Source organism: Persicobacter psychrovividus (assembly GCF_036492425.1).
GTDB classification, from domain to species: Bacteria; Bacteroidota; Bacteroidia; order Cytophagales; family Cyclobacteriaceae; genus Persicobacter; species Persicobacter psychrovividus.
Genome location: NZ_AP025295.1, coordinates 219,886 through 233,429, shown reverse-complemented (window position 1 = coordinate 233,429; position 13,544 = coordinate 219,886). Strand labels below are relative to the sequence as shown.

Sequence of the window (13,544 nt, the reverse complement as noted above, 5' to 3'; positions counted from 1 at the left end):
TAAAAAAACGGGTACGAAACTTCGCGTACCCGCATTTCCACTGTTCAACCTGCAAATTGCTGTTACTCAAAAATAGGCAATTTTTTGCAAGTAGAGAAGTTGAACCGTATTTATATTTTTTATTATGAAAAAAACTTATCCAATTGTTTTCACAAATTCTGTAACAGAAGCAAAAGCAACAATTTGATGGTGGCTTTCCTCAGCAGGAGCTACTGTTTCATGTTCCCAAGTGCTTGAAAATGGAATATGTACCGCTTGGCCACCGATTTCAAGAACGGGAAGAACATCCGATTTCAAAGAATTGCCAATCATCAGAAACTCTTCCGCCTTAATATCATGACGGTTGAGTATTTCCTGATACTGTGCCGCGGTCTTGTCTGATACAATTTCAACCTTATCAAAATAATCTGCCAGCCCTGAACGGGCTAACTTGCTTTCTTGGTCTAATAAATCACCTTTGGTAATAACCATGAGTTGATAGTGCTGAGAGAGGGTTTTTAGGGCCTGCTCAACGCCTTCAATATTTTCAACGGGATGTTCAATCATTTCTCGCCCCCAGTCAATGATCTGCTGAATGTCCCCTCCTCTTACCAAACCTTCGGTAAGTTCAACGGCAGTTTCAATCATTGAAAGAATAAAACCCTTCACACCGTAACCAAAATACTTGAGGTTTTTGATTTCCGTTTGAAACAAATGCTTCCGCAGCACTTCTTCAGGAACGTACTGTTCCAAAAGCTTGAAAAAACGTTCTTGTGTGGCATCGAATATGGTTTCGTTCACCCACAGCGTATCATCAGCATCAAAGGCTATCGTTTTTATTTTTGGATCTATCATAATGGGACTTTTAGAGCGATTATTGGTTTGAGGCAATAATAATTACTTTAGTGCGGAATAAGAACTGCACTAATAAAAATTAATCAACAATTCGCAATACGCAAAAAAAACAGCTTCAAACTGAAGCTGTACATGTTATTCATTTATAAGAACAGAACCCTTAAATGGCCTTTCTGATGTTTTAGTCTTTAATAATCTCGTTCATGTAGGAGATCCTCTTTTGAATTTCAGCTTCAATAACATCAATTATTTTCACTACTTCTTTCGGATTCATCCTATCCACCGCTTTCATCTTCTTATTGTAAGACTGATAGCTGATGCCCATTCCTTTGACAATATCGGTTTGCTTGATCGGCAATTCCGCAATCATTGAAGGAAGGTGCTCAATCATTTCCTGATATTTTGTGATAAGATCCTTCATTTCTTTTAACGAAGGCACAGATTCATTATTGCTCATAGTATTAACAGTTAATTTGATGTCGATTCAATTTGGTAGAAATTATAACAAAAATTGAACCATCTCAAAAGCTGAGGTTCAAAATCCGCTCATATATATAATCTAACTGTCAATAAAAATGTTTAATATAGGATGATAAAGGTTAAAATTTTCTTTTGAAATTGATGTTTCTGATCTCAACAAAAACCTAACTTACTGAAAAAGAGTCAGTAAAAAAAATTATGAATGATCCTCTTAATTTATGTTATCATTAAATTTATAGCCTACCCCTTTAATGGTCACGATCAGGTCATTGCCAATCTTCTCACGAACCTTCCGCACGTGCACATCCACAGTTCGAGGAAGGATATACACATCTGTTCCCCAGATATCCCTTAATAACTCATCCCTTGAGAGTATTTTTCCTGGTGATTGCGCAAGTGTATAAAGCAACTCAAACTCTTTCTTTGGAAGCGGCAGCTTTTCTCCATGCGTCTCCACGGTGTAACTCGTTTTATCAATGCGTAGCGAGGGAAACGTCAATACATCCTGCGCATCCATCGTTTTGGGAGAAGTACGCTCCAGGAGGGCTTCTATTCTTCTTTTAAGCGCACGTGGCTTCACAGGTTTGATAATATAGTCGTTTGCCCCCATATCGAAGGCTGCAACCTCTGAATACTCTTCAGAACGCGCTGTTAAAAATACAATCAATGCCTGATCAATCTCAGGATTATTTCTCAGTTGTCTGCAAGCCTCAATGCCATCCATATTCGGCATCATTATATCAAGCAAAATTAAATCTGGTTTGAACACCCTCGCACGCTCAACGGCTTCGATCCCATCTGCCGCAGTTTCAATGGCATAGCCTGCATTTTTTAAATTATACTCCAGTAAATCGCGGATGTCTTCTTCATCATCCACTACCAAAACTTTATGTTGTATTGATTCCATCATGTATCTTAAATTACAATGACAATGTTACAACCTACCCGTGAATAAATTTTTGTGCAAAAATTACCATTGCTTTAAGATATCAGCTTGATGATAACATTCGCTTAACCGCCTATTTTATTTATTTTTAAAGACGCTCCCAAACATTTGTGTTGCAATAAGTTTAGAGGTGACAAAACAGGTAGCTTGATTCATGTTCCGTCGCACCTAAAAAAGAAAGTCATCAATCGCCCGCGACAAAATAGGTACGTCCCTTTAATTTACTTTTTAAAGCAATATCCCAATATTTAAATTTCATCTGAAAGACAAAATCAATCGGTGTGTTTTGTATTGTTTTTTTATGTTTTAACTGTTTTAATTGTTTTAGGCTTTATATCCTTTTGATATACAGATGGTTATAAAGGGTTATTACGACATAGTAGGTAATCTGCGCGACAGATCATGTATTTGGCGTGACATAGTAGGTAATTGGTACGACGTATTGTGGATAAAGTCTGACGTATCATGAACATCACGGACATTTTAGGTATTTAGATAGACATGATAGGGATTGTTGTGAATTTTATGTGTAGATAAGTTTTGACAAATTGTGTTTTATTGATACTGTATATAAAATTATTTAATTGTTTGTTCCTTTTCTGTCGTAATAACTTTCCAACCTACCTTTTCTGTCGCATAATATTGATTTGAGTTTTACAGCAATTTGTGTTGATAGACACTTCTGTGTTCATGTTCTGTCGGATTTATTTTGGAATATCCCTACAATGTCGTAGTTTCGATTTTGAAACGAATGCGACAGATTATGAATATCACTGATCGTTCCGTAGCAGGAATAAAAAACTACAAAATTGTTAAGTCGAATAAGCTTATCAATTCAAAACATACATTGAGTCCTTTGCAGTGGCGTTTGATATTATTAACTGCTGCTCAGATTCGCAAAGATGACACCGAATTTAATGAGTGTTGCATTGGTTTACGTGAACTTTTTGATCTTAAAAAGGGAGATAAAATATCGGATAAGTACAATCAGGCTCGTGAGGCAGCTGTAGGGCTGACCAACTCTTCTGTATATATTCAGAAAGGCAAGCACTGGGTGGCTTTTCCGTTTGTAACTAAGGCGGAGGGGAATGAAGGAGAAGACTTTATCAAGATCCGATTTGCGCAGGAAATGAAGCCATTTTTCCTGCAGTTGAATGCCGGAGAATACACCGCATATAAGCCAATAAATTGTTGGGGATTCGTTAGTGGTCACAGTTTCAGGCTTTACGAGTTACTGATTCAGTATTTTCCAAATATTAATAAAAGGAATTTCACCCTTGACAGCTTCAAAAATTTATTAAATGTTGAGGATAAGTATAAGCGATTTTCTGACCTTAAACGGCGGGTGATTGAGCCTGCTGTTCATGATATCAATTCTTACGAACCCTCTGGGATGTTTGTGGAATATGAGATCAAAAGACGTGGACGATCAGTAACGGACATTATCTTCTATATGTCCAAAAAAGGGAATGCTTTAGTTTCTGATGCTGCTGCCGCTGAAATGGGCAAGGTGAATATTGAAGAGCCTGCTGCTAATCAGGCTGCGTTGAATTTTGATAAGGTGTCCGCCGAAGAGGTTGTGCCAATCCCTAATCTGTCGGAGGATGAGGAAATTCTTGCTGCCATAGGGTTTAAGGCCAAAAATAAGGCTGAACAACAAAAGGCGCTTGAGGCTATTTCTCATCTAATTCGCCAGTATGGCCTCATTCAGGTACATAAAAAGGTCTTTGTGGTGCAGCAAGCCGCTAATGTCAGTAGCCCTATTGGGTATTTAACGATGGCCTTAAAGGATGATTACCAATTGAAAGAGCCCGCAAAAGCGACTGCGAAAGCTTCGGATGCCCAGTCTGCTTATGTGCAAAATAAGCAGAAAGAACAACAGGCGCGGACCGCAAAAGTGCTGCATAAGAAAAAACAAGATGCGATTTCGAAAGAATTTGATAAATTTTGGAAGGATCTCTGTTTTCAATATTTGAATGAAAATATTTTCGGGCAGTACCCCAATTATGTGGCTTATCTAAATTCAGATGCCTCTGCTTATGAGCGTAAATTTTTGGAGGAATGGAACAAAAATAAGCCCTCAGCAGAAGCGAAGAAGTATTTTGGCAGATGGATTATCGGGCAAATTGGAACCAAGGAGCATCAGGCATATTTGAAAGAAGGTGTTAAATATTATGCGCAGAAGCATCATGATTTTGACTGGGATGCCTTATAGTGTATTATAAAATAATGGTTAGAAATCTTGAAAGTTGAGCGGAGTCAGTATGATGACCGTATCCCAAGATGGATATAAGAAATTGCGGCTTTGTCGGCCTCAGTAATTAAGGAGCATTTTCATGCTCCTTTTTTTGTCGCTCGAATTTTTCAAATCAGCACTTTTATAAAGTGCTTTAGATCAGGCTATTGTGATTTTATTTTACCAAATTATATTTGGTGTAAAAATTAAACAGCTGTAAATGAGCGCTTTGCATTAAGGTGTACGGATTAGGGATATGCGTAAAAATTAGTCCCTTAATTGGCGCAGCGAGTAAGGGATTATCAGTATCTAAAATTGTTAGCAAAAAAAAGCCACTCATTTGTGCGATGAGTGGCTCGAGAAAATGTGTGTTCTTTCGAACAATTGTGCAATGTGAATTAATCTATAAAATGGTAACGAACAAACGCTTCCATTGCTTCATATTCCGCTAACCCTAACTGATTGTACAGGTGAGCAGTTTCTTTATTTCGCTCTTCGGCACGTTGCCAAAATTCTCTTGAGTCAGAACCTTGAAAAACAACGCCGTCTTTTTGAGATTCATGGTAGAAAATTGATTTACGCTTACGCAAAACTTGATAAGGGCTCATTGGGACTGCCATTTCAATTTCGTTGATTGGCCATTCGTGCCATGCACCACGGTACAACCAAACCCAACAATTTTGCATAGACTCCTCATTTTTCAGCCCGTTTAATGCTGCAAAAATACCATCAAGGCATACACGGTGTGTGCCATGTGGATCGGCCAAATCACCTGCTGCATAAATTTGATGCGGTTGAATCTCCTGAATGATATCTGTGATGATCTGAATATCATTGTCGCCAAGAGGCAATTTTTTCACCCGACCAGTTTCATAAAATGGAAGGTTGAGAAAATGAACACGTGATTCTTCAATTCCTATATAACGACAGGCTGCGATAGATTCTTCCTGACGGATAGAGGTTTTGATCGATCGAACACTTGGCGTATCAATATCACCCGTTTCTTTCATGTCAAGGAAACCGATAATTTCTTTATGCAAAGAGCAGGATTCCTGTGTTGAAATTTTGAAGCGATCATTGAAAGCTTTGGTGAATTTTGCAAAACGGCGGGCATCATCATCCATCACGGCAATATTACCCGATGTTTGGTAGGCGATATGTACTTCATGGCCCTGATCTACCAATCGCTGAATGGTACCTCCCATTGAAATCACATCATCGTCGGGATGTGGCGAAAATACCAAAACCCTTTTTGATTCTGGCTGAGCTCTTTCGGGACGTTGTGAGTCATCAGCATTCGGTTTTCCTCCAGGCCAACCTGTGATGGTATGCTGAAGCATGTTGAAAACCTTGATATTTATATCGTGCACTGGGCCGTAAATGGTTACGAGCTGATCCAAGCCATGCTCGTTATAATCTTCAGTTGTAAGTTTTAAAACTGGTTTTCCCAAAGAAATGGATAAATGGCAAACCGCTTTCTTAATCATGGCATCAGTCCAGACAATATCACGAACAAGCCAAGGGAAATCAATTCGGGTCAATTTCTCCGCCGCCGCTTCGTCCAGAATAACATCTACATTAGGGTGTTCCTGAAGAAAAGTTGTCGGAACACTTTCTGTAATCGGACCTTCAACTGCCTCACGGATAATTGGTGCTTTTCCGTTACCCCAGGCCATTAGTAAAATTTTTCGGGCTTCCATAATCGAGCCCACACCCATCGTAATTGCGCGGCGGGGTACATTATTTATCCCACCAAAACTTGGCGCGGCATCTCTTCTGGTTAACTGATCGAGTGTAACCATTCTTGTTCTTGAACGAATACCAGAACCTGGTTCATTGAAACCAATGTGTCCTGTTCGACCAATACCCAAAAGTTGGATGTCTATTCCTCCCGCCTGGCGAATTTGTAATTCATAATTTCGGCAGAATTCAGGCACCTCTTCCATACTTAATGTTCCATCAGGAAGGTGTGTATTTTCTTCCTTGATGTCGATATGATCGAAAAGGTTTTCTTTCATGAATCGAACATATGAATGTACCGATTCAGGTAACATCGGATAATATTCATCAAGGTTGAATGTGATGACATTTTCAAAGCTTAACCCATCCTCTTTATGTGCGCGGATTAATTCTTCATAAACTTTCAATGGAGACGAACCCGTGGCTAAACCCAAGACAACCGTTTTGTTTTCCTGCTGGCGTTTTTTGATCAAAGAAATAATTTCCTGAGCAATCCATTTAGAACCTGTTTTGGCATCTTCATAAATGGTAGTGTTTAAATGTTCAAATTCCCGATCTGTTAGGAAGTTTTCCATGTTTAAACCCAACTCGTTTTCATTTAAAGTATTGAATTGCGTCTCCATTATGTTATATGATTATATTAAATAAGCTTCTTTATTAATTAAAGGGTTAATATTCCCCCTTCATTACGAAGGTATCTAAAAAAATAGGCAAAACCAACAGTTTTAAATTAAAAATGGATAGAATTAGGCCGTATTAAATAAAAAAAGCAATTTTATTCATTGGATTTGGGAATATTTAAGGCTATTTTGAGAATTATTAATTTATTTTGATTGAAATGATCGCTAATTACAGGGATCATCGACTATATAACATCTAAATGGACCCATCTGTTAGTAAAATATCTATAAAAAAGCAGATACGGAAAAACCAGATTTTAAGGTTTTTTCGCGCTCATCCCCTATTGTCTCCATCTGACATTGCCAATGAGACGCAGTTGACGCTTCCGATGGCCTCTTCGCTGACCAAAGAGTTGGCTGATGAAGGCTATATTGTGGTTGCTGAAGTGCAGAACTCCAAGGTTGGCCGTCCGGCGACCCTCTATCAGTTGAATCCTACGGGAGGATATACTTTGGGTATTACTCTTGGTGCGCGTAAATCGCGTATGATTCTGCTGAACCTTAAAGAAGAGGAGCTGGATTTTATTGAGTATGCGAGTGTTGATTTGAATGATGAGGAAAATACGATCAATACGCTTTCAAACCGGATTGATGAATTGATTTCCAAAAATGAGATCCCAAGGGATAAAATTCTCGGGGTTGGTTTTGCAATCTCGGGCTTGGTCAATGCGAAAAGTGGTAAGTCACTGACTTATTTTAAAGATTCCACCTCTTCGCTTCAGGAGTTGTTACAGGAAAAACTTGGTTTCGAGGTGGCACTGGAAAACAATGTGAACGCGGTTACCCTGGGCGAGAAGTACTTTGGAAAAGCCAAGGAAACGGAAGATGCTGGCTGTATTCACCTTGACTGGGGAATAGGTATGGGGCTGATTCTCGGAGGTGAACTCTATGGTGGGCACTCTGGTCTTGCAGGGGAAATTGGTCATATTCGCGTTGTTGAAGGTGGCGATATTTGTTCTTGTGGAAAGATTGGTTGCCTGGAAACCGTGGCTTCAGGGCGAGGGCTGATCAATAAAGCTGTCCGGTTACTGAAAGAAGGTCGGCCAAGTATCATTGCCAAAAAGTATCATGGAGATTTTGACCAGATCGTACTGGAAGATTTATTGGATGCAGTTCAGCGCGGAGATCAGTTTAGTCTGGAGCTTGTAGAAGAAGCGGGTAAATATATTGGAAAGAGCATTGGTACTTTGATTAACCTTTTGAATCTTGAAAAGGTCATTTTAAGTGGTAAACTTTCTCAAATGGGAGACGCCCTACTCTACCCTATTCGGTCGGCAATTATGCACAGTTCACTTACGGAGATGAAGGATGATGTGGACATCGTAATTTCTGATATTGATGTTAGGGCGGGCTGTCTTGGAGCGACAACCTTGATTACCAAGAAAATTTTTGAGAGTGTAAATATCGACGCCGATCTTTATGTTTAAGATCAGCTGATAAAATAAAAAGGGATTTCAATACTAAATTGAAATCCCTTTTTTTATGTTGGTGAGTTTGTAATTTCTTGTAATTGATCAATTAAGTTACGAAGCTGGTGAAAGTCTTCTGGCGTTGAGTTTGAATCAATGCGGCGTAATACTTTGTTGATTTCTTTTTTCTTAATATCAGTAGGCGTAAGTGTCTTTTTAACCGATGGTTTTTTCAGAGGTTTATGCTTGCTGATCAGTTGTTGAATAGTTTCAGCCTGCTCTTTAACTTCAGTTTCGGTAAGTTTTGCAAGGCCTTGAACATCTGATTTTCGAATTTTCGTATCCCCCGAAAGGATAGACTCCTTCAGGGCTGGGTCGGTCTTTCCAATCAGATCAACGCCTGTGGCATAGTCTGCATTATTCCTGACAGATTTCGGTGAAGTCTTGTATTCCTCGGCAAGACGCACCTCCGTTTTTACTGAAGTAGCAACCTGGTGTTGGTCCCCCGTTCTCTTTTGTCCACCTTGTGTCCCCTTTTCTCGCTGATAGCGCAAGCCTATAAAATAGGCACGTTGCTCGTCAGTGAGGTTTCTTCGGCCAAGCTGATTATTGATCATCCAGTCTTTAGCCGCCTCCATATTTTTAAACTCAAGAAGCTTGAAGTCAAAATGAAGTTGGTGTTTTTGGGTGATGCTGTAACGGTTATGACCATCCACGAGCACATATTGGCCGTCTGTTTTCCAAATTAATATCGGTTCCCTAAGTCCTTCCTCAAGGATATTCGCCTCCAACTGCTCATACTCTTCTTTTTGTAGCGCAGGAATCATTTGCTTGAGCTCGTCATTGATGATGATATTACTCTTTATCACCTCCTTCGAGTCTCCCAAGAAATTAGAAGTTGCTTTTTTTGCAACATTCTTTTCTTTAGCCATTTGGAATTTTTTTGCCATAAAATCAGAATCAATTAAAAGTTTCGACCAATTCTTTTGTTAAGTTGAGGTAATCTTTTGCCCCGTTGGAAGTCGGTGCATAATCAAGAATATGTTGCCCTATTTCTACAGATTCAGCCAGGGAGATATTCTGACGGATATTGGTTTTCATCAATATATCATCTCCAATCAGTTCGCTTACCTGATTCACGGCTTCCTGTGAAAGGACTGCACGGCTATTATACTGAGTGAAAAAAGCACCCGCCAAAGCCAATTCATTATTCGCACCAGCATCTTTTATTTCCTCAATAATGGAAATGACTTTACGTAATCCATCGAGGCTGTATTTTTGTGCATGCAAAGGCACAATCACGCGGCTTGCTGCGACCAATGCGTTAACGGTTATGATTCCAAGCGATGGAGGGCAATCCAATAAAATGAAATCATATTTGTCATGAATTTCGGCAATGGTTTTTTTGAGCTTAAATTCTCGGCCCAGGCTTGCGTTCAACTCTGTTTCATAATCAGCAAGAGAATCGTTACTACAAGTCATGTGCAGGTTTTCCTCCAATGAAATAATGATGTCTTCGAGCTTGTAATTTTTTCGGAATACTGACGTGATGTTTCGGTCATCAGACATTTCAAAGCCCAAACCATTGGAAAGGTTGCCCTGCGAGTCCAAGTCCATGATCAAGGTACGGTATCCTAATTTGGCTAAGCATGCGCCCATACTGGCGACACTTGTTGTTTTTGCCACTCCCCCTTTGCGGTTGGCAAATGCTAAAATAATGGGTTGTTTCTTTGTCATTATAATTAAAATGAATCGGCTTACTCATCGACTTGCCTTGATCGCTACTGCTGCAATTGCTTCCTCAAAAGATGATTTATAAAAATCGCTGAAAAATGCTTTTGGGATGAAGTGGTAAAATTTACCACTTTACGATGCGAATTGTAGTTCTATTTTTGTTCTGAGAACTTTTTTGGCTGTCCTGCTTTGGAGATTATAAAGGTATAAATTTTGTTTTTATTCTCACTCCTTGTCAAGAAAAGTTTTCTTTTGATTCGTAAAAATTCATCGTTTTTCCATTAAATCGCATACGATTTCCAAATAATTATTGAAGTGGTAAATTTTACCACTTCAATAATGGGTGTTTGATTTGGTCGTGAAGGCACTTGATAACGATTAAATTATTGGAGTGGTATCGTTCTGTTGTTCTGAATCGACACTTGTTTTTTATCGAGGTGCCGAGGCGTTCTTTGGTGAAGTGGTAAAATTTACCACTTGAAATTCGATCTACCATATTACAATTTACACGTTTTTGGGGGTGATAAATGAATTAGACTTCTGTAGAAAGGCAAGTGCTTTGCCACTGTTGCGATGTTCTCAGATGGTAGGCTACAACTACATTTTCTCTCCCGCGATAGATTATCCTCGCCTCGTTAAGCACTCTAATTTTTTTGACTTTCTATGTAGAAATGAATGTAATGCTCCTACGCTATCTTGACTTTGGCACCTTATGGCTAAAGAACCGATAGTGCTATCGTTTCAAACAACCACTTCTAATTATGAAGTGGTAAATTTTACCACTTTGACTTCTGCTAAATAATGCTGTGTCTATTCCGAGATACTGCGGTTTTGTATATAGGTCTTTTGCGTGGGAATAGCGATCTTTGAAGAAGAATAGTGGTTTGATCCCTAAATTATTCATGATTTTCCATTGTCCGTAAATGTCGCAGAATCATATAGATTTTTCATTCGCTACAGAATACTCCTTTTCAAACTGCGTACTGCAAGACTTCCTAAATCTGCCATCGTATTTAAATTTCCTCTGGGAATGAATTGCTGATCAATATTTGTGAGGCTTTGCTTTTACCCTTGTCTAATTATTCTAAATTGACAGGGCTTAAAGAGAAAAGGGGGCTGTTCATGAAGTGGTAAAATTTACCACTTTAATTGTTGCAGGCTTTAACTATTGGCTTGATTTGATTGCTTGGCGATAAATTCTGAAGTTATCAAGTGTCGCGTTCTGAAGAAAAAGACAGAATTTTTTGATATATCAATTGAGCGAAATAAAATTTGGCAAAAAGTAATGATCAGTATTTTGTTGATGGAAAGGTGTCCGTTTGCTACGCTTTAAGCATATGGAATTAGGCGTCTTAGCGAAATATTAGTTGGTTTTGCGGCCCAATTTATATGCACTTTATTTTGTATTTTAAAGTTTTTAATTACGATTCAAACTAAAACCTAACGATAATGAGTTTAACGAAATTATCAGATTTGAGCCAACTGTTAATCGATGCATCCATTAAACCTCGTTTAGTGGTCGCAGTAGCTGCAGATGATTATGTTTTGGCGGCGGTGAGTGAGGCGGCGAGTGCTGGCTATGTTTTTCCTATCCTTGTTGGTGATGCGGATAAGATTAAGATGGTTATTGAGCAAAATAATTTCGTTTTCAATCAGGTTGAAATTGTTGATGAGTCCGATGATGATAAAGCCGTTTATCAGGCCGTTGCATATATAGCAGAAGGTAAGGCTGACATTCTAATGAAGGGCCTTATATCAACGGGTACATTGTTAAAGCGTGTTCTTGATAAGACGTTTAATCTGAAAGCTTCTAAAGTGATGTCTCATTTGGCATTTTTTGAGATGCCGAGTCAAAATAGGGTAGTGGCAGTTACAGATGCTGCAATGAATATCGATCCTGATCTCAACCAAAAGGTAGCGATTGTAGAAAACTCAGTGAGCTTCATGCGAAAAATAGGCTATGAATTGCCTAAAGTAGCAGCCATAGCTGCTGTTGAAGTTGTTAATCCTGCAATGCAAGCCACCTTGGATGCCTCGGCACTGACGGTAATGAATCTTCGTGGTCAGATTAAAAATTGTGTGATAGATGGTCCTTTGGCTTTGGACAATGCCGTGAGTATGGAAAGTGCTCAGCATAAAAAAATCACTTCTGATGTGGCGGGACAGGCAGACCTGCTTTTGGCACCAAATTTGGATTCAGGTAATATACTATATAAAGCCTTTGCGTTTATTGGGCATAGCCCCAGTGCGGCGGTAATTTTAGGCGCCAAATGCCCTATAGTATTGACCTCGCGTGCGGACAGCCCACAATCGAAACTGAACTCTATTATGTTGGCTGCTGCAGCACTTGTTTTAAAAGATTAAACATTGACCCATGAAAAGTTTAAAAATATTAACCCTAAACCCAGGATCTACCTCAACCAAAATTGCTGTTTATAGTGGAGAGTTGGTTTTGATCTCTGAAACGATAAAACACCAAAGCGAGGAGCTGGATCAGTTCGACACCATTTTTGATCAAATGGAACTGCGCAAGCATACCATTTTGGAGTGTCTTTCTGCGGCAAACATTGAGATTGATTCTTTAGATATGGTCATTGGTCGTGGTGGACTGTTGAAACCAATTTCGTCGGGGATTTATGAGGTCAATGAGGATATGCTTTATGATTTGGTTCATGGTGATTTGCAGCATGCCTCCAATCTTGGCGCTTCAATTGCTCATGAAATTGCCAAAACCAGCACTAAAGGAATCAAGGCTTATATTGCAGACCCCGTGGTGGTCGATGAAATGTCTGAAATTGCCAAGCTGACAGGGCATCCAAATTTTAAGCGTCGTTCTATCTTTCATGCGCTCAATCATAAAGCCGTGGCGCGTCATTATGCAGGCATAACTAAAAAGCCTTATGACCAAATGAACTTGATCATCGCTCATATGGGCGGAGGCGTTTCAGTTGGCGCACACCAAAATGGAAAGGTCGTGGATGTTAATCAGGCACTCGATGGGGAAGGGCCAGTTTCACCTGAGCGTTCGGGGAGCTTACCCGCAGGCGATTTGATTCGTGCCGCCTTCAGTGGAAAATATTCAGAGGCTGAAATGCTGAAGATGGTTGTTGGACACGGTGGGATGGTCGCTTATTTGGGGACTAATGATGCCTATAAAATTGAACAACTTGCAGAAAAAGGAGATGAATCAGCTATTCAGTTTTATGAATTGATGGCCTATCAGGTGAGTAAAGAGATCGGCTCCCTTGCCACTATTTTTGCGGGTAGTGTGGATGCGATAATACTAACTGGTGGATTAGCAAAAAGTGATTACCTTGTTGATAAAATTAAAGCCCGCGTTTCTTTCTTATCCAAAGTAGAAGTATTTCCTGGGGAAGATGAAATGTATGCTTTGGCCATGAATGGCATTTGGTTGAATCAGGGAATCCTGCAATTACAGACTTATAAAGGACGCGGAGAAAAAGAAAGTGTAAACGGCTGATTAG

General features: G+C 39.4%; 10 protein-coding genes. 4 read left to right on the top strand and 6 right to left on the bottom strand.

The features are described 5' to 3' along the window. Positions 1 to 135: 135 nt before the first annotated feature. The 3 genes from AABK40_RS19855 to AABK40_RS19845 all read right to left on the bottom strand — a co-directional run bounded on the left by AABK40_RS19855 (position 136) and on the right by AABK40_RS19845 (position 2,224). The gene (locus AABK40_RS19855) at positions 136 to 834 is read right to left on the bottom strand and encodes an HAD family hydrolase (RefSeq protein ID WP_338398881.1); all 699 of its coding nucleotides are present in this window, start codon (positions 832 to 834) and stop codon (positions 136 to 138) included. A gap of 181 nt (positions 835 to 1,015) precedes the next feature. After that, entirely contained in the window at positions 1,016 to 1,291 is a 276-nt protein-coding gene (locus tag AABK40_RS19850; protein WP_332921796.1) for a hypothetical protein, read from the bottom strand. A 234-nt stretch (positions 1,292 to 1,525) separates the two neighbouring features. Then, positions 1,526 to 2,224 (bottom strand): response regulator transcription factor, encoded by a 699-nt coding sequence (locus tag AABK40_RS19845; protein WP_332921797.1) that lies wholly within the window; start codon positions 2,222 to 2,224, stop codon positions 1,526 to 1,528. Positions 2,225 to 3,023: 799 nt separating this feature from the next. On the opposite strand from AABK40_RS19845, the gene AABK40_RS19840 reads away from it, so the two are divergent. Beyond that, complete coding sequence (locus tag AABK40_RS19840) at positions 3,024 to 4,475, top strand: replication initiation protein (RefSeq protein ID WP_338398880.1); 1,452 nt, start codon at positions 3,024 to 3,026, stop codon at positions 4,473 to 4,475. A gap of 419 nt (positions 4,476 to 4,894) precedes the next feature. Here the strand turns inward: AABK40_RS19840 and nagB are convergent, their stop codons facing one another. Beyond that, complete coding sequence (gene nagB / locus AABK40_RS19835; protein WP_338398879.1) at positions 4,895 to 6,811, bottom strand: glucosamine-6-phosphate deaminase; 1,917 nt, start codon at positions 6,809 to 6,811, stop codon at positions 4,895 to 4,897. Between the two features lie 389 nt (positions 6,812 to 7,200). On the opposite strand from nagB, the gene AABK40_RS19830 reads away from it, so the two are divergent. Continuing rightward, complete coding sequence (locus AABK40_RS19830) at positions 7,201 to 8,343, top strand: ROK family transcriptional regulator (protein ID WP_332921800.1); 1,143 nt, start codon at positions 7,201 to 7,203, stop codon at positions 8,341 to 8,343. Between the two features lie 53 nt (positions 8,344 to 8,396). Here the strand turns inward: AABK40_RS19830 and AABK40_RS19825 are convergent, their stop codons facing one another. Together AABK40_RS19825 and AABK40_RS19820 are read right to left on the bottom strand one after the other, a co-directional pair. Next, positions 8,397 to 9,257, bottom strand: a complete 861-nt coding sequence (locus AABK40_RS19825; RefSeq protein ID WP_338398878.1) for a ParB N-terminal domain-containing protein — start codon at positions 9,255 to 9,257, stop codon at positions 8,397 to 8,399. Positions 9,258 to 9,285: 28 nt separating this feature from the next. Then, positions 9,286 to 10,062: a ParA family protein gene (locus tag AABK40_RS19820; protein ID WP_338398877.1), complete on the bottom strand. Its 777-nt coding sequence runs from the start codon at positions 10,060 to 10,062 to the stop codon at positions 9,286 to 9,288. 1,446 nt (positions 10,063 to 11,508) lie between these two features. Here AABK40_RS19820 and AABK40_RS19815 point away from each other — a divergent pair. After that, positions 11,509 to 12,423, top strand: a complete 915-nt coding sequence (locus AABK40_RS19815) for a bifunctional enoyl-CoA hydratase/phosphate acetyltransferase (RefSeq protein ID WP_338398876.1) — start codon at positions 11,509 to 11,511, stop codon at positions 12,421 to 12,423. A gap of 10 nt (positions 12,424 to 12,433) precedes the next feature. Continuing rightward, positions 12,434 to 13,540 (top strand): butyrate kinase, encoded by a 1,107-nt coding sequence (gene buk, locus AABK40_RS19810; RefSeq protein ID WP_338398875.1) that lies wholly within the window; start codon positions 12,434 to 12,436, stop codon positions 13,538 to 13,540. Positions 13,541 to 13,544: the final 4 nt, after the last annotated feature.